Consider the following 23,623-nt stretch of genomic DNA (forward strand, 5'->3'; position numbering starts at 1 on the left):
GGAGTTCAAAGCCTCATTAATGGAGCTAAAAGACTCATTAATGGAGTTCAAAGCCTCATTAATGGAGCTAAAAGACTCATTAATGGAGTTCAAAGACTCATTAATGGAGCTAAAAGACTCATTAATGGAGCTAAAAGACTCAAACCTCCCAATCCAATACGGTTCGGTTAAGATCCCCCCGCCTGTGGCGACCCCCTTAAAAAGGGGGTAAAAGAGGGTTGTAAGCCCCCCTTTTTAAGGGGGGTTGGGGGGATCTCCGAGGAATGAACACGTTAACCGAACCGTATTGCCTCCCAATCCCCAAAATCTAAAATCTAAAATCTAAAATCTAAAATTCCCATGACACTCCCCAACCCTGGTAGCGTCTTGGCTACACTAACTGAACTTACTCAAGTTAATCGTACTCACGCCCTACTGCATCGTGTTAAAGACTTATCTGTTAATGAATTTGTTTGTTTACTCGACTTCATAACTGCTGAGTTCCAACAATTTCTTAGAGCCATTGAACTGATTAATAATGAAGCTCTAGAAACTATGTTGGAGAAGGTGCTAGAAGCTATCACACTCAAAATTGGTCAAATCCTCCAAGCAGAACACACAGCTATTTTTTTAGTTGACTATGACAAAGGTCAACTGTGGTCAAAAGTTCCCCAAGATAATACCCAAAAATTCTTAGAAATTCGTACCCCGATTACAGTGGGTATCCCCGGTCATGTTGCCAGTACAGGTGAATATCTAAATATATCTGAAACTTATACTCATCCCCTATTTAGCCCAGAACTTGAAAAACAAATGGGCTACAAAATTCACAATCTTTTATGTATGCCGGTTATCAGTAGCAAAAACCAGACTGTAGCGGTAGTTCAACTAGCTAATAAAACCGGGAATGTTCCGTTTAATTCTGATGATGAAGAACGTTTTCGAGACTTTGCCGCTTCTATTGGGATTATTCTGGAAAGCTGCCAATCTTTTTATGTAGCAGCTCGCAATCAACGAGGCGCAACGGCTTTGTTGCGGGCAACTCAGACACTGGGGCAAAGTCTGGATTTAGAAGCAACTTTGCAGATAGTCATGGAACAAGCTCGAATTTTAATGCAAGCAGACCGCAGCACACTGTTTTTATATCGCAAAGAGATGAGCGAACTCTGGACGAAAGTAGCGGCGGCGGCAGATGGCACAAACTTGATAGAAATCCGCATTCCCGTTAACCGTGGCATTGCTGGCTATGTGGCCTCTACAGGTGAAGCCTTAAATATTTCTGATGCCTATAAAGATCCCCGCTTTGACCCAAGTACAGATAGAAAAACTGGTTATAGAACTCGTAATATCCTATGTTTGCCAGTATTTAATTCTGCAAATGAATTAATTGGCGTGACACAATTAATTAATAAGCAACAAAATAGTTTTACTGCTTCTGATGAAGAGTTTATGCGGGCTTTTAATATTCAGGCAGGAATTGCTTTAGAAAATGCTCGCCTGTTTGAAAATGTGCTGTTAGAAAAACAGTATCAAAAAGACATTTTGCAAAGTCTATCAGATGCTGTGATTTCTACAGATATGGCAGGACGGATTGTCACGATTAATGATGCGGCATTGGAGTTATTGGGTTCTCCTATAGGAGACGCTAATACTAAGAACAACAAGCTTTTGTGGGAACAAAATTTGATTGGTCGCCTAGTTTGGGAAGTTGTGCCGATTGAAAATCTCCAAATGCGGCTAGAAGATAGTTTAAAAACTGGAGCTAAACATTATGTGCCAGAGCAAAATTTGCTGGTGGGACTTTATCAAGTTATAAGTGAGGAGCGATGCCCTGAGCCTGCCGAAGGGTTAGGAGTTAAAAGCGAGACTCAATACTCAGGACTTACGAATCAGCATTCAATTTTAGCAGTCCGCGATCGCACTAATCCCGATATTTTCATTCCCTGGAATTTACCCCTCACTCCCCAATCTGAGTTTCTCACCTCTAATCAGGTGCAACAATTAGAACGCAGTATAAATCTTACTGTTAATCCCCTAACTAACCCAGAAGGTGGTGTACGCGGTGGTTTAGTCGTGTTAGAAGACATCAGTCAGGAAAAACGGATGAAAACTACCATGTCCCGCTACCTAACGCCTCATGTAGCCGAACAAGTTATGGCTCTGGGGGAAGATGCTTTAATGGTGGGTGAGCGCAAGGAAGTAACTATTTTGTTTTCTGATATCCGGGGCTACACAACACTTACGGAAAATCTTGGTGCAGCTGAGGTGGTATTGCTGCTCAATCAGTATTTTGAAACAATGGTGGAGGCGGTTTTTAACTACGAAGGCACTCTCGATAAATTTATTGGTGATGCTTTAATGGCGGTATTTGGTGCGCCGCTACCACTTACAGAAAATCATGCTTGGAGGGCTGTGCAGTCAGCCTTAGATATGCGACGCCGCCTAGAGGAATTTAACCAACGGCGAATTATCCAAGCGCAGCCACAAATTCGTATTGGCATTGGGATTAGTTCTGGGGATGTAGTTTCGGGTAATATTGGTTCCCGCAAACGGATGGATTACACCGTAATTGGAGATGGCGTAAATTTGAGTTCGCGCTTGGAAGCGGCAACTAAGGATTATGGTTGTGATATACTTTTGAGTGAATTTACTTACCAGCTATGCAGCGATCGCATTTGGGTGCGCCAGTTAGATAAAATTCGCGTCAAAGGGAAACACCAAGCGGTGAATATCTACGAATTAATTAGCGATCGCACTACTCCCCTAGATGCCAACACTCAAGAGTTTTTGTTTCACTATCATACTGGACGCTCCGCTTATTTATCGCGCAACTTCTCACAAGCGATCGTCTGTTTTCAAGCCGCCAAATACATCCAACCCCAAGACCAAGCTGTTGATATCCACCTAGAACGCGCTCGTAATTATCAACAAACGCCGCCCCCAGAGTCCTGGGATGGTGTCTGGACAATGCTTACTAAATAGTCATTTGTCATTTGTCATTTGTCATTTGTCATTTGTCATTTGTCATTTGTCATTCTCCTCATCCCCTTCATCCCCCTCATCCCCCTCATCCCCCTCATCCCCCTCATCCCCCTCATCCCCCTCATCTCCCTCAACCTTGACCCTCCCCCTGATCATCCTGAAACGGATCTTCGCCAATTCTTAGCTCTTTTTTTGAGCGTTTCAACTGTTTCCATAGATCCTTTATTTGTTCGTAAGCTGCACCTGGAGGCAGTTTTCCACCTGTTTCTAAGCTGCAAATGTAGCTTACTCGCTGGGCAAATTCCTGTAGATTCGCATTAAAAACCAAGTTCTCTGGCTTTACCTGACCATAGTAGCGACCACGAGGGTAGAGAAAATCATCCTTGTTCACCATTTTGTTCTCCAATTTATTCAACTCCCCTTCTGTTTGAATCTCTAAAGCTTAATCACTAGCACAACACGGCGTAAATAAACCTACCATTTCAAATAGGCACAAGCCTTGATATATCAATCTTTTGACTTTTGACTTTTGACTTTTGACTTCCGCCTTGCGGTACTAGCTACCCTAATCTTTCTTGTGTCAGACTTAGGCAAATCAAATCATTCAATTCCTTTTCCAACCGATGGTGCGGGAATTGGTTAATTCAGATTTTGAGACTAGAAGATCAAACTTGAAATACTTTTGTTGTAAATATTACAAACAATTTACTGCAAAAATAACTATAGAGAATATTTGATTTTCCTCCCAGTTGTCAATTTATCTCATCTTAATTTATGAAGTTCGGATTGTAATTAACTTCGATGGAAAATCTGAGTTATAAACTATACAAAGTATATGCGTATGTCCTATGATAATTTTCCTAGCAAAAATAATTGCAAATCTATAAATTAAAGTACTTAGGCGAAAATACCATGTATCAAAGCCAATTGTCCTCTGTTAAAAGTTAGAAATTCAGTTCTGAATCTTTGGCAACTGGGGCAAAATAGTTCCGAGTTAAGAGTTGTGAGTAAAGAAGTGAGATTCCCCATTTAGCACTCAGTACTCCCTGATCCTCCCCAGTCCCTTTGTCCAATTATCGGCAGCCCCGTGCCCTCTTAAATAATCACCAATGGCTAATAGTAGTCCACCAAACCAACTTTGCTAGGTATCCAAAAATTTCACAAAACGAAAAAACTTTCCCTACTCTCCACTCCCCACTCCCTACTCCCTACTCCCCACCCTCACCCAGCAATTTTGGGTTGGTCGAGTAATAGTTAATAACTAAAGATAAAATGGTGAAGCCTCAAAGGACAACTTTTGTCCATCGCCTAAAACTTTACCTGCCACCATGTCTGTTAATTCCAAGTTATACGAAGGCAAAGCGAAAATTCTCTATACAACGGACGATCCCGAAGTCTTGTTGGCTGATTTTAAGGATGACGCCACGGCGTTTAACGCCCAAAAACGTGGCAGCATCCAAGGGAAAGGAAAAATTAATTGTAGCATTTCCAGCCAGCTTTTTAAACAGTTGGAGGCAAATGGTATAAAAACTCACTTTATCGACAGCCCTGCCCCAAATCAGATGCGGGTGAGAGCAGTAAAGATTTTACCTTTAGAAGTAGTGATCAGAAATATTGTTGCTGGCAGTCTGTCTCAGCAAACAGGTTTACCAGTGGGTACAATTCTGAAACAGCCTTTGGTTGAGTTTTATTACAAAAACGATCAGTTAGGAGATCCTTTGTTGACAAGCGATCGCCTATACCTGCTAGAACTAGCTACTGCGGAACAAGTAGACGCAATTACACATCTAGCATTGCAAATCAACGAATTTCTGACTAACTTTTGGCAGAAGTGCGGCATTACCCTAGTAGACTTCAAACTAGAGTTTGGTTTGGACTCACAACAGCAGTTGCTCTTGGCAGACGAAATTAGCCCCGACACCTGCCGTTTGTGGGATACCGCAGAAGAGGACTCAAACCGCCGGATAATGGACAAAGACCGCTTTCGCCGAGACTTAGGAAATGTAGAGGATGCCTATCAGGAAGTTTTACAAAGAGTGCTAAAAGCAGTAGAGAGTAATAGTTAAGTGGGTAAAAATCAATTAAACTCGTGTGGATTGTCATTTGTCATTTGTCCTTTGTAAATAATGCCCAATGCCCAATGCCCAATGCCCAATGACAAATTTGTAATGGTGTGTGTGTGGTCGTGAATAGGAATCATAAGTAAAATGCGTTTATCTCCCGTATTGCTGGCAGCAGTAGCAATTGCAGTCCCTTTGGGCGGCTCAATGAGTGCAAATGCAGAAGCCGCCAAAGGTTCAAAACAGACAACAGAAGTTTTGACACTAGAAACAAATCAGCAGCCAGAAAAGGACACTGGTCAGGCTTACACTAGTGAGAGTCTAAAATCTCGACCTAATCCCACAGGGCTTACAGAGGCGGAACATCTCCAATCTGGCGTTGTCCCAGTTTATACTGGCAAACCAGCAGCGATGCCTGGGTTGGGCGTCGATGCAGCAACATCAGAGGTAATAGTACCAACCTCGACAACGCCAAGAACTGCACAAACCTCTCAAATAAATCCCAACCCTACTCAACAGCCATCTCCCGCTCCAGTTATTCCACCACCAGCTAGTCAACAACCAACACCTCCCCCAACTCTTGAGACAACTCCAGCCCCAGAAAATGTCAATCCACCGACAACCGAACCTTTATTACCCACAACTCCAGAACCATCAACCGCTCCAGTAATTTCCCCCCCAGGTAGTCAACAACAAACACCTTCCCAAACTCCTGGGACAACTCCAGCCCCAGAAAATGTCAATCCACCGACAACAGAACCTTTATTACCCACAACTCCAGAACCATCAACCGCTCCAGACATTCCACTTCCAGGTAGTCAACAACGAACACCTACCCCAAGCCCAGGCGCGACTCCAAATCCGCAGAATGTTAACCCGCCGACAACTCCGGGAAATACTCAACCCAACACAGCCCCAGAAGCCAATGATCCCCGCGTACTGGTGTCGGAAGTATTAGTTAGATCGCAGGCTGGGCAACTATCACCAGAACTGGAAGATCAAGTTTATAAAGTAATTCGTACCCAGCCAGGACGAACGACAACTCGCAGCCAACTGCAAGAAGATATTAACGCCATCTTTGGTACTGGTTTCTTCTCCAACGTCCAAGCAGCGCCAGAAGATACCCCCTTGGGAGTGCGAGTCAGCTTTGTTGTACAGCCTAACCCCGTCCTCACCAAGGTACAAGTACAAGCCAATCCTGGCACTGGTGTTGCTTCCGTACTACCACCTAACACTGTAGATGAAGTCTTTCGCCAGCAGTATGGCAAAATCCTCAACTTGCGTGACTTGCAGGAAGCCATCAAGCAGTTAAACAAGCGGTATCAAGACCAAGGTTACGTGCTAGCCAACGTGATTGGAGCGCCACAAGTCTCTGAAAACGGTGTTGTTACCTTACAAATAGCAGAAGGGGTAGTAGAAAATATTAGAGTCCGGTTCCGCAATAAAGATGGTCAGGAGACAGACGAGAAGGGACAACCGATTCGGGGACGGACGCAAGATTACATCATTACACGAGAATTGGAATTAAAGCCAGGACAGGTATTCAACCGCAACACGGTGCAAAAAGACCTACAGCGCGTGTATGGACTGGGACTGTTTGAAGATGTAAATGTCTCCCTTGACCCTGGTAGTGACCCCAGTAAGGTGGATGTAGTGGTGAATGTAGCTGAACGTGGTAGCGGTTCTATTGCGGCTGGCGCAGGGATTAGTTCTGCTAGCGGACTGTTTGGGACGGTTAGCTATCAACAGCAAAACCTGAACGGTAGGAACCAAAAGCTGGGTGCAGAAGTACAGGTGGGAGAGCGGGAACTGCTGTTTGATCTGCGGTATACAGACCCCTGGATCGCCGGAGATCCCCACCGAACTTCCTACACGGTCAATCTTTTTCGCCGCAGTTCCATTTCGTTGATTTTTGATGGCAAAGATCAGGATATTAGAACATTTGACCCAAAGAATCCCACTAATACAGATTCTCAGGATAGCCCCCGCATTCTCCGTCTCGGTGGTGGTGTCACCTTTACCCGTCCTCTGTCCTCTAATCCCTACAAAACTTCCGTATGGACAGCCTCAGCCGGTTTACAGTATCAACGAGTTTCCGCCCGTGATGCCGATGGCAATCTCAGAAAAACAGGAGCGATATTTGATGATAATAATGGGAACCGCATCAGCCAAGAAGTTCCACTGACCTTCTCTGGTGGAGGTGAAGACGACTTGGTGCTATTACAACTAGGGGTACAGCGCGATCTCCGTAATAACCCCTTGCAACCTACCAGTGGTTCTTATCTCCGCTTGGGAATCGATCAGTCAGTTCCTCTGGGACTAGGGAATATTTTTCTCACCAGATTACGGGGTAGCTACAGCCAATATATCCCCGTCAAGTTGATTAGCTTCTCCAAAAAAGGGGCGCAAACTCTAGCATTTAACTTCCAAGCAGGAACCGTTTTCGGTGACTTGCCTCCCTACGAAGCTTTTACCCTTGGGGGTAGCAACTCCGTCCGGGGTTATGAAGAAGGAGCATTAGGTAGTGGACGCAGTTATGTGCAAGCATCAGTTGAGTATCGGTTCCCAGTTTTTTCAGTAGTCAGTGGCGCACTATTTTTTGATATCGGCAGTGACCTTGGTACTAGTACCCTAGCAGCTGATGTGCTCAATAAGAACGGGAGTGGCTACGGCTATGGTCTTGGCGTTCGCGTCCAGTCTCCACTAGGGCCAATTCGGATTGACTACGGTATCAACGATGACGGTGATAGCCGGATTAATTTTGGTATTGGCGAAAGGTTTTAATTTGTCATTAGTCATTAGTCATTGGTCATTGGTGAATAACAAAGGACAAAGCGCAAAGTCTGAGCGCCGGTTTCCGGCGATCAGAACTTTGTAAGAGAGGACTAATGACAATTCTCTTTTCCTAATTAGCTTGCTAATTTTTACATTTGCCTCAATACTGTTCCGATAAAGGGATTAATGAGATTTTTAGGGGAATATCAGGGATTTTACCAAAACAGGCGATGAACAATACTAAAGGAAATATATTGACTTTTCGGTTATGCAACAACACACTCTAGCAGATCAAATCACTCAAACTGGAGTGGGACTGCATAGCGGTGTGAATACCCAGGTGCGGATACTACCAGCTGAGGCGGGAAGTGGACGTTACTTTGTGCGGGTGGATTTACCGGATTTGCCGATCATTCCAGCCCAAGTTGCGGCAGTTAGTCACACTGTTCTCTCAACTCAGTTGGGCAAGGGTGAAGTATATGTTCGCACGGTAGAACATTTGTTGGCAGCGCTTTCGGGTATGGGTGTGGATAATGCCCGTATTGAAATAGATGGCCCAGAGGTTCCACTTTTGGATGGTTCGGCAAGTGTGTGGACAGCCAATATTGCCGAAGTTGGCTTAGGATCACAACCCGTTAATAACCAAGTTCCCTTAACTGTTACAGAACCAATATGGGTCTATCAAGGGGACGCCTTTGTATGTGCCCTGCCAGCATCAGAAACCCGCTTTAGTTACGGTATTGATTTTGACCTGGCCGCCATTGGTAATCAATGGCATAGTTGGTCACTAACTGCTGAACTAGGAAAAGCTGCTGCTAGCTTTGCTGCCCAAATTGCTCCTGCCCGGACTTTTGGGTTACTGCATCAAATTGAACACTTACAAAAAACAGGGTTAATTAAGGGTGGCAGTTTGGATAATGCACTCGTTTGTGGGCCAGAAGGCTGGCTAAATCCACCATTGAGATTTGCAAATGAGCCAGTGCGTCATAAGATATTGGATTTAGTAGGAGATTTAAGTTTACTAGGAACTTTTCCTATTGCTCATTTCTTAGCGTATAAAGCCAGTCACAATTTACACATTCAATTGGCTCAAAGAATTTTAGATTTTGGATTTTAGATTTTGGATTGGAGCTAAAGCCTAAAATCCAGGATTATTAAGGCTTTCGATATACGCCTGCCTACTCAACTTTCAAATGAAAAATTAACCACACGGCCAATGTCAATCCTCACTGAAGTGAATACCATCGATACGACTACACCGACATCTACCGAACCACAAGCTATAAATGAGACTAAAATCATCTCTGAGATTAAAACAACTTTCACATCTGAAGAAATTCAGAAATTGCTACCACACCGCTACCCATTTTTACTTGTAGACAAAATAATTGACTACGTTCCAGGTCAAAAAGCTGTTGGCGTTAAAAATGTTACTATCAACGAACCCTATTTCCAAGGACATTTCCCTGGACGTTCACTGATGCCAGGGGTGCTAATTGTCGAAGCAATGGCACAAGTTGGGGGCATTGTCCTAACTCAAATGTCTCCGGGAGAAGGCAGGCTGTTCGTGTTCGCTGGTATCGATAAAGTCCGCTTTCGCCGCCAGGTCGTACCGGGGGATCAACTAGTAATGACGTTGGAACTGTTATGGGTAAAACAACGTCGTTTCGGTAAGATGCAAGGTCGTGCCGAAGTTGACGGTCAACTTGCTTGTGAAGGGGAATTAATGTTTTCTCTAGTTAACTAAAAGTTTGCTTTCGTGGTATGGGCATAGCCGTGAAATGCCCCTACTGAATCCTGAAAAAGGATAACAGTTAAAAAAAATCCACAACAGCATCTGATAATTTCTTGATTTTCAACGCCCTCTTTACGAGACGCACTCACATTCACACTTAACTTGCTTTGCCCGACACTTTCGTTCACTGAAATACTTCCCGCTCAACAATGTCAGTTGCCTTGATGGGACAGCAGTCGGTACAACTCTTTTAACCAGAGTAACACCTGCCTGAGAAACCCCGCCCGGCACTGGCTTATCAAGACAGTTCTGGAGATTCACCCTTGAAAACGCTAATTCATCCAACTGCTGTAATTGATCCGAAATCGGAACTCCACCATACAGTGCAAGTCGGTGCCTATGCTGTGATTGGAGCGCATGTCAAAGTGGGCCCTGAAACAATAATCGGCGCTCATGCAGTGCTAGAGGGACCTTGTGAAATTGGGGCGCAAAATCAGATTTTTACAGGTGCAGCCATCGGCATGGAACCCCAGGATCTGAAGTTTGTGGGAGAACCAACTTGGGTCAAAATTGGTGATAATAACTTGATTCGTGAGTACGTTACCATTAACCGCGCTACCGGTGCCGGTGAAGCGACGGTAATTGGTGATGGTAACTTGCTGATGGCTTATGTCCATGTGGCTCATAACTGCGTGATTGAAGACCAAGTAGTGATTGCTAACTCTGTGGCGTTGGCAGGTCATGTTCATATAGAGTCACGCGCTAGGCTGAGTGGGGTTTTAGGTGTCCATCAATTTGTGCGTATTGGTAGACAAGCAATGGTGGGAGGCATGGCACGTATTGACCGGGATGTAGCCCCATATATGCTGGTGGAGGGAAATCCGGCGCGGGTACGAACCCTCAACCTTGTGGGACTTAAACGGTCTGGTATGGACTCAGCAGATTTGCAAATGCTGAAAAAAGCTTTCCGCATTCTCTACCGTTCTGATTTGTCCTTTAAAGATGCTTTGGAACAGTTGGAATTGTTAGGGGATAGCGAAGAATTGCAGCATCTGCGCCGCTTTCTGCTACTTTCTCAGATGCCGGGAAGACGTGGTTTGATTCCTGGTAAGGGGAAAAAAGGCGTGAGCGATGAATCGTGAGATGTGAGGTATATCATGTCTGTCGAATTACCCATAATCAAAGCACCCCACCCCCAACCCCTCCCCGCTCTTCGAGAGGGGAGTAGGAGCGTAGCTGGCGAATTAGCCATAGTCAAAGCACCCCATACCCAACCCCTCCCCGCTCTTCGAGAGGGGAGTAGGAGCGTATCTGTAGAATTACCCATAATCAAAGCACCCCACCCCCAACCCCTCCCCGCTCTTCGAGAGGGGAGTAGGAGCGTATCTGTCGAATTACCCATAATCAAAACACCCCTCCTCGCTTGCGCGGGGAGGGGAGTAAGAGCGTAGCTGACGGCGAGGGTTCTGAGGAATTGTGGTTAATTGCCCAGAGATCATAATTTATGAGTTATGAGTTGATGAATTAAATTTTTAACTCCTAACTCCTCACTCCTAATTTTTACTAATTACTAATTATCAAATGCGGATATTTATCAGCACTGGCGAAGTATCTGGCGATTTACAAGGATCGCTGCTAATTGCGGCACTGAAGCGTCAAGCTGAAGCGATTGGGTTGGAATTAGAGATTGTGGCGCTGGGTGGCGAAAAAATGGTAGAGGCTGGGGCAACTCTGCTGGGAAATACCAGTAGTATTGGCTCAATGGGTATTCTAGAAGGGCTACCTTATATTTTACCGACTCTCCAGGTTCAACGTAAAGCGATCGCTTCCTTAAAACAAAATCCACCGGATTTGGTAGTGCTGATCGATTATATGAGTCCGAATATCGGAATTGGGACTTACATGAAACAGCATCTGCCAGATGTGCCTGTGGTGTATTATATCGCTCCCCAAGAGTGGGCTTGGTCAGTCAATTTGCGTAGAACTAACCGGATTGTTGGCTTTACAGACAAGCTGTTGGCAATCTTCCCACAAGAAGCCCGTTACTTTCGGGAACAAGGCGCAAAAGTTATTTGGGTAGGGCATCCTTTGGTTGACCGAATGCAAGACGCTCCTAGTCGCCAACTCGCTCGTGGAAGATTGGGGATTGCACCAGAACAAATTGCGATCGCACTCCTCCCCGTCTCTCGCCACCAAGAACTAAAATATCTTGTACCAATTATTTTTCAAGCTGCCCAAACTATTCAAGCTAAATTACCTGAAGTTCATTTCTGGATTCCTCTGTCGCTGGAAGTCTATAGACAGCCAATTGAGGAGGCCGTTAAGCGTTACCGTTTGCGGGCTACAGTTCTATTAGGTCAACAAAAGGAAGTTTTTGCTGCGGCTGATTTAGCCATTAGCAAATCTGGTACTGTGAACTTAGAACTTGCTTTGTTAAATGTGCCGCAAGTTGTAGTTTACCGCCTAAGTTCCCTGACTGCTTGGATCGCTCGTAAAATCCTCAAAGGTTCTATAACCTTTGCATCGCCACCTAATTTAGTAGTGATGAAGCCGATTGTGCCAGAATTTTTACAAGAGCAAGCCACACCAGAGAATATTATCCAAGCGGCGATGGAACTGCTACTCAATCCCAGTCGCAGAGAGCAAACTTTGCTAGATTATCAGGAAATGCGGCAGTGTTTAGGAGAAATTGGAGTGTGCGATCGCGCGGCTCAAGAAATTTTGCAAATGCGAGTGGGGAGTGGGGAGTAGGGAGTGGGGAGTGGGGAGTGGGGAGTGGGGAGTGGGAAAATTTTGTATATTTAATACGCGATACCCAATCCCTTTAGAGGTGTCATGGCTTATGAGATGAGAAAACAACGAGCGATCGCAGTTGACTTATTTGCTGGTGCAGGCGGAATGACTCTTGGCTTTGAACAAGCTGGTTTTGATGTGCTGGCTTCTGTGGAAATCGACCCGATCCACTGTGCAACACATGAGTTTAACTTTCCTTATTGCTCGGTGTTATGTAAAAGTGTTGTGGATACAACCGGGGAAGAAATTAGGAATCGGTCTAAGATTGGCGATCGCGAAATTGATGTGGTAATTTGTGGCTCACCATGTCAAGGATTTTCCCTAATTGGTAAACGGGCTGTTGATGATCCCCGAAACTCTTTGGTGTTTCACTTTCATCGGCTGGTTTTTGAGCTAAAACCGAAGTTCTTTGTGATGGAAAATGTCCGGGGGATCACAGTTGGCGAACATAAACAAATCCTCCAAACCTTAATCAGCGAGTTTAGAATTCACGGCTATAAAGTAGAAGAAAATTACCAAATTCTCAACGCTGCAAATTACGGAGTACCACAATCGCGTGAGAGATTATTTCTCATCGGTGCAAGAGAAGATGTCGAGTTACCGAAATACCCTCAGCCGATTACTAAACAAGCATTACCAAATAATTTAACTTCTAAAAAAATATCTGATATTCCATCGAGTCCTACGGTATGGAATGCAATTGGAGATTTACCAGAAATAGAAAAATATCCTGAGTTATTAACAAGAAATTGGGTCGTAGCAGAATACGGAAAACCTAGTAAATATGCTCTTGTACTTCGCGGTATCAAATGCCTAGACGATGATTATTCTTACAAACGTGAATATGATTTGCGAATACTTTCTTCAAGTTTAAGAACGAAACATTCTGCGGAGACTATTAAACGTTTTCAGGAGACTCAACAAGGCGAGAGAGAAAAAATTAGTCGTTTTTATAAGCTGCATCCTGCTGGTGTCTGCAATACTTTAAGAGCCGGAACAGATAAATATAGAGGTTCTTTTACATCTCCTAGACCAATTCATCCAATTACGCCGCGCTGTATTACAGTTAGAGAAGCGGCGAGATTGCATTCTTACCCCGATTGGTTTAGATTTCATGTAACTAAATGGCACGGATTTCGGCAAGTTGGTAACTCTGTACCACCACTACTAGCAAAGGCTGTGGCGGCGGAAATTATTCGCAGTTTGAATATTTCGCCTTTGAAGCCGAGTTTCCGATACAAATTGGGAGATGAGAAGCTATTACAATTTAATATGTCGCAAGCGGCACAATATTATCAGCGTGACTGGTAAGTCCGCCTCAGAATGAATTGTGAGTCTAATAGCACTCATTCGTCTAAAGACGACTAAGAAAAGGTTATAGTCCGTTTTAACGGACTTTAGCTAAAAGCCAAAGAACTTCAGTTCTGGGCGGTTTCTGTCTAGAATGAAATAGCCCTGAGTTGTAATATCTGCAAGATTTCACTATCTGAACCCTTCGTCAAACCTTTCAACTAATTAGACAGCCTCTCCACCACTACTCAGTTTTTTCTTGAGTATCTCTTCCATTTCCCTCAAATCCTCCTTAGTTTGAGGGAATGGATATGTCGGACTATTATTAGGACTTCTCCGTCGGCGAGCTACGCCTACGCGCTGCCTACGCGCTTTGTTTCCTAACCTTTATTATTTAACTAAACTCGCTGAAGATACAAATAATGTTCATTTTCGACACACTTCAGCAACTCGTGTAACTTACTAAGTAGGTTAGTTCCATCCTGATATTCTTTTTTTGAAGGCGAGTCTCCAAGCTCAGTTAATACAGCATCACTTTCGCGGATAATCTCCTCACCTAAAAAAGTTCTTAGATTCTTGCGATTACGTTTAGTTAATTGAACCAGAGGTATTTTCTCCTTTTCACCCTCTACTAAAATTTTTATAGGTACAGATTTGCCTATTTTAGAAAAATCAGATTTCGCCAACCATTCATAAATATCTTCTGCTACTTCTACGCTCCGTGGCGGTTGACCGTTTCTTGTATAAAAGGTGATGTCTAACATTAGCCTTCCTCCTGAGCCTCACGCTCCATAAACTCGCTTTCAGGAATATTTTCTGCCCATGCTACGTCAGCAGCATCAAACAGCGCCTTAGCAGGTTTAGTAATTTTTCCTGTCGTCAGAATTGATACCACTGTTCCTTTATCTATAATTTTCTGCGCCAAGGTTGCATCGATAATCTTACGAGTCTTGATTTCGATATATGACATTGTGTTATTCTTATACTAACTATTATATTTATGATCAATATTGCGGACTATCTCTTTGACTCGTGGAACGTCTTCTGGCTTAATGATCAATATGGCACTATTTCTGTCACCACCAGTTGTTCTTTTGGCTGAGATTTCTTCCTCCTTTAACTTGTCTATAACCCACCCAATAAAATCTCTGTGTACTTTTAGCTTATAGATCATTTTGTCCTCATCAGTCATTTAATAGCTCCTTGGATACTTCCTTCAAGTGTTCACCAGTTGAAAAGCCATTATCGAAAATTTAAACCAACCTTTGCTGTTTATAGATAGAAGGGTTAGCCAATAAAACATCAACCAAACATTGGTACAAGCTTTTGATATCTCCTAAAGTGAATGAACGGAGTTTATAAATGTCGCACTGCTTTTTCTAGTTTAACTTTGAGGTGCTGCATCTACGCCCGTCGTAGACATCGCTTTCCTTATTACCGACAGAATTTTTCTCAGCGTAGTTTAAATTTCTCTGATATTCTTTGATTTTTTGTTGAGCTACTATATAATTGGGGCTAGAAGATGGTACGGTTTTCATAAGTGCGATCGCAGATTCCCACTGACTCATAACTATCTTCCAATCATCTGGAGATTTTGCTGATTGGGTTAGTTTTGCAGCACTGATTGCTTGATTAACAGCCTCTCGGAATGTATCAGTTTGAGGTGTGAGTGCTGTTGCAAATGGAGTTGGCGACATAACTTGAGAAGCTATAGAAGTTAGTGCCTTTTCTTTCATTTTTGGAATTTTTGCTAATAAATATACTCCAATGGCAACCAAGGAAATTAGCATGATTATCAGCAGTTTTTTCTTTAAATTGTTAGGAGTTTGATAATGATATTCGGCTAGTGATTTTATGGGCAAATGCTGCGTTTTGCCTTTTTTCATTTGGCTTAGACCCGTATCACCACGCAATCTGTCAATTTCTAAATCTGTACGATCAATACTGTAGCTTTTAGGTCTAGTTTGAAAGCTTTGGAGTCTAACTTTCAGCTTTGGAATGAAGCGTTTTATTACTAAGTGTTCTAATTGGTATAGATATGCGGCAGTGAACATCCAAATCATGAACCAACGTTGACTTAAAAAATCATTATGTTCAATGCTGTAAAAAATTCCGTTTGTTGCGCGTCCTGTTAAATGCCCAGCACAGCTACCTAAGTATTCCGGTACTTCATGGTAAAAATTGCAACTAGAGAAAGCTAATTCCGAAAACATAGTTAGGATTAGGATAAAAGATAATCCCATTACGATTGTGCCATAGAAACCTGCCCATAAGCTATTCAAAGTAGGTATCCATTTAGGTAATTTATTAGCTGATTTAGGCTTTTGCCAAATAAACCAGAAAATATGGTAGATAAAGGCTAAGAAAATTGTTGGTATTAATAAGCCGAATAAAACAGAAAATACTAATAATATAGGGCTTTTACCGAGAACTGATATAAATACTCCAACCAATCCAAATACTATTAAACGTGTACCAGGAAATGCTATGGGAACTAGAATAATTGCCCTGAGCCAAGAACTAGGATAAGGAAACCAAACTGGCCATATTTGAGAGAGTGTTTCGTATTTTCCCTGTTTAGCTAGTTCTAAAATACTGGAATGTTTTTTAGTCTCCTCATTCTCAGGAGTCAAATTTAAATAATCTATCCAGCTTACTGAGGTTTGTCCTGTCCTTTTTCCATACATTTTTACAGACTTAATAGGTTTAGCTTCCAACTTGATTATTAGTTTACGAATAAAAGTGACTGATGATTCTTGCTCCGGTACTTGAAATGATTCCAGCATTACCTGTAAGCAACCATCTTTCAAGATGACTTTGGCAGTAATACCTTTTGGTTTCAAAAGGTAATTAATTACTGATGCGATCGCCGATGCATCTCCCTGTTTAGCAAGTTCTAAAAGATTCGGCTGTTTCATAACCAATAAATCCCAAAACCTGAAATAATATCTTCTATCTCAGGATTCCCCATTTACAGGTAAAAGGAACATTTTCAGAATATTTCCAGCCCAATGTTTAAAGTTTACATAGATTTATTAAACTTATTATAAAAGCCCCGATTTTAAGCTCTCTCTGTGACTCTGCGTGAAACAAAAAATTAGCGTTCTTTTGTAATTACAGAGCTACCATTACTAATACTTACTTTTTGAATAAAAACGTCAGTACAAGATGATAAAATATCAGTGCTTATTTGATTAGCAATAATTTCAAAATCTTGGTTTGTTAATCCGCGTGCAGTATCGCCACTTAAGTTAATGCAAATAGTTAGGGTTTGAGGATTACTAGAAGATTGTTCATTATCTACTGCTTCTAGTTCAGCTTCTGCTATACCTAAATCAAACTCTTGACTCCAAGCTGGAAACTCCTTACCCGTTTGTTGTCCATAAACTTTCACTATTTCAACAGATGCAGCGCCTAAAGCCCTTAACCCTCTGCGGACAAATGCAACTAAAATTTGCTGATTTGGTACTTCGGCAGATTCTATCATTACCTCTAAGCAAGTATCTTTGAAGGCAACTTTTGCAGCGATTCCTTTGGGGTGTAGGTGGCGGTTCATCAGAGATGCGATCGCCTCCGTATCTCCCTGTTTTGCAAGTTTTAGAATATTCAGCTGTGTCATAACCAGTAAAAGAGAAAATCTAGGAAAATAAACTTATATTCTCAGGATTCCCTCTTCACAGCCTTAAGTAACATTATGATCCAAGATATCAGCTAACCTGGGCTAAAATATCTACTATAAAGATAGTCGCTCGCAGACTTTTGCAATAAATATCTTTTCCCTGTATCAGCATCAAAAACTCTTGTTTTGTGATTGCAAAATTAACAGGATTAATATTAATCAGTTTAATTCCAAATTTCAATATGAAGTTTTATCGAGATCATGCTTGGCCTTCGACCCTGGAAGAAGCCATAGTTATCCAAGAAAAGCTGCGACATCAAGTAATTACAGAGGATCAACTGCAAGAACCTATCCAGTACGTTGCTGGCGTAGATATGGGTTTTGAAGCTGATGGAACAATTAGCCGTGCAGCTGTCGCAGTATTGAGTTTTCCTGATTTGCAAGTAATCGAGACAAGCCTAGCACACCGTCCTACGACCTTTCCTTATATTCCTGGGTTTCTCTCATTTCGGGAAATTCCAGCTGTTCTCGATGCCTTGGAGAAGATTAAAACAATACCAGATATCATCCTATGTGATGGTCAGGGAATTGCCCATCCACGCAGATTAGGTATAGCTTGCCATTTAGGGTTACTTGTGGATATACCGACAATTGGTGTAGCTAAATCGTTGTTGGTAGGTAAGCATGAGGAATTGGCAGAAATCAAAGGCAGCAGACAACCACTGATATATAAAGGTGAAACGGTTGGGGCAGTTTTGCGATCGCGCACAGGAGTAAAACCTCTCTACATCTCCAGTGGTCATCGAATTAGTTTACCGACAGCGATTGACTATGTATTACGCTGCACACCCAAATATCGGCTGCCAGAAACTACACGGATTGCTGATAAATTAGCCTCGGCGAAATAAAGCGAAACCTCACCCCCAACCCCTCTCCTTAGCAAGGAGAGGGGAGATGAAGTTTTTTCTAAATACTTGCTTGCAGCGACTCAATCGTGTTACGAATCGCACATGAAGAGGTTGAAATAGCTAAATATGAGTTATGAAGTTAGAACAATGAACGAACTAACTTTACAGTGGCACGATGCAGGCCAAGATAAAACTCAGAATATTTACGAACAACAGCCAAGTCAAAATCCTGGAACTGTCCGCATCGGTCGCGATCGCCTCCGGTGCGACATTGTTCTGAGTCACCCTACTGTTTCTGGTCTGCACGTTGAAATATTTTTTGATCGCCAGCGCTTTTATATCAGGAATTTGCGATCGCAAAATCCCCCCCTTGTCGATGGAAGTCCCTTAGTTCAAGGTGAAATGCCTTTAACGGAAGGCAGTAGTATCTCTTTGGGACAAATAAAACTCAATGTTACTAGTATTTCCACGGGTAGCATTCCAGCAACAATTTTGCTGCCACCGCATCCACAGCCAGGAGTTTATGGCTTAGAATGCCCCAAATGTCATAAAGTTTCCCCAGGAGAGAATCTATACATAGGCTGTCGTTGGTGTGGAACATCTTTAGCTGCGGCGGTGAGTGTGATTGTAGTGGGGAGTTAGGGAGTGGGGAGTGGGGAGTGGGGAGTGGGGAGTGGGGAGATGAGGGAGATGAGGGAGATGAGGGAGATGAGGAGAATAAGCAATGCCCAATGACAAATGACAAATGACAAATGACAAATGACAAATGACAAATGACTAATGAACAAATCCAATTGAGTTGGGAAGAACCAGCGACGGGTGAACGGCGAGAACCAAGGTTGAGTATGCCGATCGCTTTTGGTCGAGAATTCGCTCGTTTACCTGCTGAACTTAGGGGAGTGCGGGTTTCGAGGATGCTGCTTAACAGTAACGAAGTTTCTCGCTATCATGCTCTAATTGACTGGGAACAAGACCATTTGGTGGTGATTGACCAAAATAGCGTTAACGGTGTGTATGTCAACGGTCAACCACAAACGCGCAGTATTCTGGCTAATGGCGATACGTTGCAAATTGGCCCCTATGCGATCGCAGTCACATTTGCTGCTACCACCTTTACACCAAATACCAGCCTCCCTTCAACGATTCACTTCAATGCAAATACCAATCTTCCAGACCCCACCTTGCCTGTAGTCCAGCCGCTAACGCCCTTGGCAAGTAATTTCCCGCCATTGGCATTTCAGGCGGAAAAGGTCGCTGTGCAAGCACTTCATGCTACAGGATTACCAGTAGATGAATCTGATTATCTCGCGATCGGGGCGGGACTGGGTAGCTTTTTTTGGGCTGATTTACTGCGAATTAGTGGTGTACGTGCTGACAAAATTGTGGCTTTGGGATTAGAGGCGGAACCTTATGCTCGTTACAAGCGCCTGTGTTTGAATTCGCAAATTCCCTTACATGAAAGACTGCGTTCTAATTCTGACTCTTGTCCTGATAATATTTGGGGCTGGCCTAGTTATGCGTTGCGTGAGGCTTGGCACGATTTCACTAAGGGAGAAATTATATCAGCATTCAAGTATTTGTGGCAAGTGTTTGCTGAACCAACATTTGCAGAAACTTATACTCCCCGTGCGGGTAATGTCTTTGATTCCATAGACCGGGAGGCGAAGCGCATCGGCTGGAATCAAATTTATCGCTATGGGCGAGTTCGGGGAATTCGCAAAACTGATGATGGCAGATATTGCGTAGCCTATTCTCGCGGCCCAGGAAATTATGCTTTTTTAGTTAGTCGTTATTTACATTTAGCTACTGGGTATCCAGCGATTCAGTTTCTCCCAGATTTGCAAGCTTATAGAGAAAAATATCAAGATTTTAAATCAGTCGTCAATGCTTATGAGGCACACGATCATGTTTATCAGCAACTAGAGCAACAAGGTGGTATCGTCTTGATTCGGGGGCGGGGAATTGTCGCTTCGCGGATTTTTCAGCGCATTTATGAAGCTAGAAAGCGAAATCAGAATATTTCAGTTTTGCATTTAATGCGATCGCCTAAACCCCAAGGCAACAAATTTCAAAATGCCCAACGCCTAGTCAAAAATCATTACGAATTTCAACCCTTTAACTGGCCTAAAGCCTGTTGGGGCGGCGAACTCCGGGCAATATTAGAAAAAGCGAGTCCCGACGAACGCAAAGGCTTACTAGCAGATTGGGGTGGAACTACCACCGCCGACCGCCACGACTGGCAGCAAATTACTGCCCAAGGGTTAAGCGAAGGCTGGTATCAAATTACCTTTGGTGAGGTGCTGGATGTAGAACGAGATGGCCAAAATCGGACTATTACCCGTATTCGAGAGCAAAGCTTTGGGGAAATGAAATTGCTAGCTGACTTTATTGTTGATGCTACTGGACTGGATGCCAAGGTAGATACCAATCCTCTAATAGCAGATTTGGTGAAACATTACAACCTCCCAGTGAATCATCTGGGGCGATTGGCTGTAGCGAACAATTTTGAATTAGTAGAAATGCGTAGTGATAGAGGTCAAATGTATGCTGCTGGGGCTATTACATTAGGTGGCCCTTATGCAGCAGTTGATAGTTTTTTGGGCTTGCAGTATGCTGCATTAGTCGCCGTTGATGGACTCGCCGCCACCCGTGCTACTGGAGTTCAAAGGTTGAATGTTGTGAGTTCCTTTGGGCAGTGGTTGAAGTGGGTGTTAAATCAGTCACCTTAGTATTAGAAGGCAGAAGGCAGGAGGAATACAGTATTTATCTAGCTGTTTTGAGTACCAAACTCGAAATTTGAGGTTCAAAGGTGCAACTTCGAGGTTAAAAGGTGCAATTTCGAGGCTCAAAGGCTCAACGTTCAGGTTCAGAGGCTCAACGTTCAGGCTCAAAGGCTCAACGTTCAGGTTCAGAGGCTCAACGTTCAGGTTCAAAGGCTCAACGTTCAAGTTAAAAGGTGCAACTTCGAGGTTCAGAGGCTCAACGTTCAAGTTAAAAGGTGCAACTTTGAGGTTCAGAAGCTCAACGTTCAAGTTCAGAGGCTCAATGTTCAAGTTCAAAGGCTCAAGTGGCTCAAGTAACGGGCGATATTTTCAGTCCGCCTGCGATTCAAATCCCAGGCTAACAGCATAAGTCAGTTAAAACTGACCCAAATTAATTAAATTTAGTCCGTTTCAACGGACTTAGGCTATTAGTCTCGGAATTGATTCCGAGGCGGGATAGCAACGAAGCAAAGAATTTGCCTTTGCCAGTTCCCCTATTTAGTTTTTTTTGCTTGTCGGGCGTACTAAAGTTTTAACTAAACCTGTAATCGCCACAATCACTCTGGCAATTCCCCCAATCGACAATGAAGTTAAAATTGCCGCCGCAAGAATAATTTCAGTGGGGCTGTATCCATCTCGCATCCAAGTAGATGGATTCTCTAGTGATGTTGGCGAGGCGGGGATTAATTGGGAAGTTTGGGTCGTTTGATTGGAGTTGACTGGAGTTGTTAAGGCAGTTTTCACGGCAGAACCTCTTTTAAATCTTTATATGCAAATGGTATTTCTGCCAGAAGAAGAGGAGATTCCCTAGACATGGAGACAAAGTAGAGAGAAGGTAGAAATTAAGTAGAATCGAGAAGAAATCTCACAAGCTGTCTATGCAATGGGCTGATTTTTTAGAAAAAGAAGCTGATACCAATTGCTTAACTTCAGAGCAAAGGGCAGCTTTTGTAAAGCGGTTGAAGAGTGAAAATTTAGAAAAGAGTGAATTGAATCTTGCCATCGAACTAGGTATCGAAGAAGATGCTTTCACAAAGCGGATGACTGGCGTTTATAAAAAGTTCGCCAACAGTTATCCTGAGTTAGCCGCTTTTAAAAGCCGGGGAAGACTAGAAAAGTTACGGGCTTGCCTGACAAGGAAATATAATGGCGGGCAAGATGCCCACCCCACAATTAAAAAAACTTATGAAAATATTCCTCCTGCTGTCCCATTTGAAAAATTTGTGGGACGTGAAGCGGAACTACAAAAACTGCACCAGCTATTACAAACATCTCGGCAAGTTGCAATTGTCGCTGTGGCGGGTATGGGTGGAGTAGGCAAAACTGAACTCGCTACCCAATACGCGAAACAGCACTTGCAGAATTATCAAGGCGGAGTTTGCTGGTTATCTGCACAGGGAATAGATGTCAGAATTCAGATTCTCAGATTTTTTGAATTAAAATTCAACAGAATTGCACCGGACGATTGGGAATTAGCAGATAGGCTGAAATACTGCTGGGAAAATTGGCAACAAGGTGAAGTGCTGCTGGTGTTTGATAATGTCACTGACTACAAAACACAGGTTCAGCGTTATCTACCCCCAGAATCACCCCGGTTTAAAGTATTGCTGACAACGCGCGAGAAATTTGATAGAACTTTGCCGCAATTACCTTTGGGTGTTCTCAAACCATTGGCGGCAATGAAATTATTAAAATTGCTGGTTGTTGATAGAGAACGACTGAAAAGCGAACCTTGGGTTGCGAGAAGAATTTGTAAATTCTTGGGATATTTGCCTTTGGCGTTAGAGTTAGTGGGGCGATATCTGGATACAATGCCAGATTTGTCTCTGGAAACACTGCTGAAGCGGCTAGAGAAAAAGCGACTTGAACATGAAGCAATAGCCAAGGCTAACCCATTGATGCGTTATGAACACGGCGTTGCTGAAGCTTTTGAATTGAGTTGGGAACAGTTGGATGAAAATGCACAAGGTGTTGGCTGTTGGCTAAGTTTGTATGCCTTGGCTGATATTCCTTTTTCTGTTGAGGCGATAGAAGATGATGATGCACAAGAATTCTGGGAGAAAGCTATAGCTAATTTGCGGAAACTGCATTTACTACAACGACAAAGCAAAGGAATATATCGTCTACATCCACTGATTCGGCAATTTTTCCAAATGAAGTTGGATGAGTTAAGTAATGCAGATGAGGTGAAAACAAACTTTACAGCGCAGATGGTAGAGGTGGCAAAGCAAATTCCGCAACAGCCTAACCGTGAAGATATTTTAAATCTCACTCCCTTTATCTCTCACATTGCAGAAGTTGCAACCCACTTATCCGACTATCTCAGCAATGAGGATTTAATTTGGCCTTTCACACGCTTAGGCTGGTTTTATAAAGGTCAAGGACTTTATCAGCAAGCAGAACCTTGGTACAAACTATGTGTAGAGGTCGCTAAGAATCGTCTTGGTTTAGAACATCCCAATGTCGCCGCTACCCTGAACAATCTTGCAGGACTCTACAAATCTACAGGACGCTACAGCGAAGCTGAACCTCTGTATCTGCAAGCTTTGGAACTGACAAAACGCCTACAAGGAGACAACCATCTCGATGTCGCCACTAGCTTGAACAATCTCGCAGGACTCTACGAATCTACAGGACGCTACAGCGAAGCTGAACCTCTGTATCTGCAAGCTTTGGAACTGACAAAACGCCTACAAGGAGACAACCATCTCGATGTCGCC

The 23,623-nt window shown here is 43.2% G+C and carries 22 protein-coding genes and 1 pseudogene; 14 read left to right on the forward strand and 9 right to left on the reverse strand.

Going from position 1 to position 23,623, the window contains the following annotated elements:
* The 3 genes and pseudogenes from V7K27_RS22945 to V7K27_RS22955 all read left to right on the forward strand — a co-directional run.
* Positions 1-211, forward strand: a pseudogene (locus tag V7K27_RS22945) (hypothetical protein); the annotation flags it as partial.
* Positions 212-339: 128 nt separating this feature from the next.
* Positions 340-2,961 (forward strand): GAF domain-containing protein, encoded by a 2,622-nt coding sequence (locus V7K27_RS22950; protein WP_334950380.1) that lies wholly within the window; start codon positions 340-342, stop codon positions 2,959-2,961.
* A 4-nt stretch (positions 2,962-2,965) separates the two neighbouring features.
* Positions 2,966-3,145 carry a hypothetical protein gene (locus V7K27_RS22955; RefSeq protein ID WP_334950381.1) on the forward strand — a complete coding sequence of 60 codons (180 nt, stop codon included), beginning with the start codon at positions 2,966-2,968 and terminating at the stop codon, positions 3,143-3,145.
* Here the strand turns inward: V7K27_RS22955 and V7K27_RS22960 are convergent.
* Entirely contained in the window at positions 3,092-3,355 is a 264-nt protein-coding gene (locus tag V7K27_RS22960; RefSeq protein ID WP_334950382.1) for a DUF7219 family protein, read from the reverse strand. The two genes, V7K27_RS22955 and V7K27_RS22960, sit on opposite strands and share 54 nt — an antisense overlap.
* A 934-nt stretch (positions 3,356-4,289) precedes the next feature.
* Between V7K27_RS22960 and purC the strand changes: the two genes are divergently transcribed.
* Positions 4,290-5,027 (forward strand): phosphoribosylaminoimidazolesuccinocarboxamide synthase, encoded by a 738-nt coding sequence (purC, locus tag V7K27_RS22965; RefSeq protein ID WP_334950383.1) that lies wholly within the window; start codon positions 4,290-4,292, stop codon positions 5,025-5,027.
* Between the two features lie 11 nt (positions 5,028-5,038).
* Here the strand turns inward: purC and V7K27_RS22970 are convergent, their stop codons facing one another.
* Complete coding sequence (locus V7K27_RS22970; protein WP_334950384.1) at positions 5,039-5,161, reverse strand: hypothetical protein; 123 nt, start codon at positions 5,159-5,161, stop codon at positions 5,039-5,041.
* Between the two features lie 7 nt (positions 5,162-5,168).
* On the opposite strand from V7K27_RS22970, the gene V7K27_RS22975 reads away from it, so the two are divergent.
* From V7K27_RS22975 to V7K27_RS23000, 6 genes are all read left to right on the forward strand, one after another.
* Positions 5,169-7,805: a BamA/TamA family outer membrane protein gene (locus tag V7K27_RS22975; protein WP_334950385.1), complete on the forward strand. Its 2,637-nt coding sequence runs from the start codon at positions 5,169-5,171 to the stop codon at positions 7,803-7,805.
* A 259-nt stretch (positions 7,806-8,064) separates the two neighbouring features.
* Positions 8,065-8,913: a UDP-3-O-acyl-N-acetylglucosamine deacetylase gene (gene lpxC, locus V7K27_RS22980; RefSeq protein WP_334950386.1), complete on the forward strand. Its 849-nt coding sequence runs from the start codon at positions 8,065-8,067 to the stop codon at positions 8,911-8,913.
* A 99-nt stretch (positions 8,914-9,012) separates the two neighbouring features.
* Positions 9,013-9,543, forward strand: coding sequence for a 3-hydroxyacyl-ACP dehydratase FabZ (fabZ, locus tag V7K27_RS22985; RefSeq protein WP_334950387.1), 531 nt, complete (start codon positions 9,013-9,015; stop codon positions 9,541-9,543).
* Positions 9,544-9,854: 311 nt separating this feature from the next.
* Positions 9,855-10,673, forward strand: coding sequence for an acyl-ACP--UDP-N-acetylglucosamine O-acyltransferase (gene lpxA, locus V7K27_RS22990; protein WP_334950388.1), 819 nt, complete (start codon positions 9,855-9,857; stop codon positions 10,671-10,673).
* 439 nt (positions 10,674-11,112) lie between these two features.
* Positions 11,113-12,282 carry a lipid-A-disaccharide synthase gene (lpxB, locus tag V7K27_RS22995; protein WP_334950389.1) on the forward strand — a complete coding sequence of 390 codons (1,170 nt, stop codon included), beginning with the start codon at positions 11,113-11,115 and terminating at the stop codon, positions 12,280-12,282.
* Positions 12,283-12,366: 84 nt separating this feature from the next.
* Positions 12,367-13,635, forward strand: a complete 1,269-nt coding sequence (locus tag V7K27_RS23000) for a DNA cytosine methyltransferase (RefSeq protein WP_334950390.1) — start codon at positions 12,367-12,369, stop codon at positions 13,633-13,635.
* Positions 13,636-14,012: 377 nt separating this feature from the next.
* Here the strand turns inward: V7K27_RS23000 and V7K27_RS23005 are convergent, their stop codons facing one another.
* The 5 genes from V7K27_RS23005 to V7K27_RS23025 all read right to left on the reverse strand — a co-directional run bounded on the left by V7K27_RS23005 (position 14,013) and on the right by V7K27_RS23025 (position 17,233).
* Positions 14,013-14,378, reverse strand: a complete 366-nt coding sequence (locus V7K27_RS23005) for a hypothetical protein (protein WP_334950391.1) — start codon at positions 14,376-14,378, stop codon at positions 14,013-14,015.
* On the reverse strand, positions 14,378-14,584 hold the full coding sequence (locus V7K27_RS23010; RefSeq protein WP_334950392.1) for a hypothetical protein: 207 nt from the start codon (positions 14,582-14,584) through the stop codon (positions 14,378-14,380). The genes V7K27_RS23005 and V7K27_RS23010 overlap by 1 nt, the downstream gene beginning before the upstream one ends.
* A 15-nt stretch (positions 14,585-14,599) precedes the next feature.
* Complete coding sequence (locus V7K27_RS23015) at positions 14,600-14,806, reverse strand: hypothetical protein (RefSeq protein ID WP_334950393.1); 207 nt, start codon at positions 14,804-14,806, stop codon at positions 14,600-14,602.
* A gap of 187 nt (positions 14,807-14,993) precedes the next feature.
* The gene (locus tag V7K27_RS23020) at positions 14,994-16,532 is read right to left on the reverse strand and encodes a hypothetical protein (RefSeq protein WP_334950394.1); all 1,539 of its coding nucleotides are present in this window, start codon (positions 16,530-16,532) and stop codon (positions 14,994-14,996) included.
* Positions 16,533-16,711: 179 nt separating this feature from the next.
* Positions 16,712-17,233 (reverse strand): hypothetical protein, encoded by a 522-nt coding sequence (locus tag V7K27_RS23025; RefSeq protein ID WP_334950395.1) that lies wholly within the window; start codon positions 17,231-17,233, stop codon positions 16,712-16,714.
* A 242-nt stretch (positions 17,234-17,475) separates the two neighbouring features.
* Between V7K27_RS23025 and nfi the strand changes: the two genes are divergently transcribed.
* The 3 genes from nfi to V7K27_RS23040 all read left to right on the forward strand — a co-directional run bounded on the left by nfi (position 17,476) and on the right by V7K27_RS23040 (position 20,870).
* Entirely contained in the window at positions 17,476-18,141 is a 666-nt protein-coding gene (nfi, locus tag V7K27_RS23030) for a deoxyribonuclease V (RefSeq protein WP_334950397.1), read from the forward strand.
* A gap of 147 nt (positions 18,142-18,288) precedes the next feature.
* Entirely contained in the window at positions 18,289-18,783 is a 495-nt protein-coding gene (locus tag V7K27_RS23035) for an FHA domain-containing protein (RefSeq protein ID WP_334950399.1), read from the forward strand.
* Positions 18,784-18,914: 131 nt separating this feature from the next.
* The gene (locus tag V7K27_RS23040; protein WP_334950401.1) at positions 18,915-20,870 is read left to right on the forward strand and encodes an FHA domain-containing protein; all 1,956 of its coding nucleotides are present in this window, start codon (positions 18,915-18,917) and stop codon (positions 20,868-20,870) included.
* Here V7K27_RS23040 and V7K27_RS23045 read toward each other — a convergent pair.
* Entirely contained in the window at positions 20,862-21,200 is a 339-nt protein-coding gene (locus tag V7K27_RS23045) for a hypothetical protein (protein WP_334950403.1), read from the reverse strand. The genes V7K27_RS23040 and V7K27_RS23045 overlap by 9 nt on opposite strands.
* A 201-nt stretch (positions 21,201-21,401) precedes the next feature.
* On the reverse strand, positions 21,402-21,647 hold the full coding sequence (locus tag V7K27_RS23050) for a hypothetical protein (protein WP_334950404.1): 246 nt from the start codon (positions 21,645-21,647) through the stop codon (positions 21,402-21,404).
* Positions 21,648-21,781: 134 nt separating this feature from the next.
* On the opposite strand from V7K27_RS23050, the gene V7K27_RS23055 reads away from it, so the two are divergent.
* Positions 21,782-23,623: tetratricopeptide repeat protein (locus V7K27_RS23055; RefSeq protein WP_334950405.1), on the forward strand; the 1,842-nt coding region annotated here is incomplete at its 3' end.

It is taken from the genome of Nostoc sp., assembly GCF_036919575.1.
Taxonomy (GTDB): Bacteria; Cyanobacteriota; Cyanobacteriia; order Cyanobacteriales; family Nostocaceae; genus Nostoc.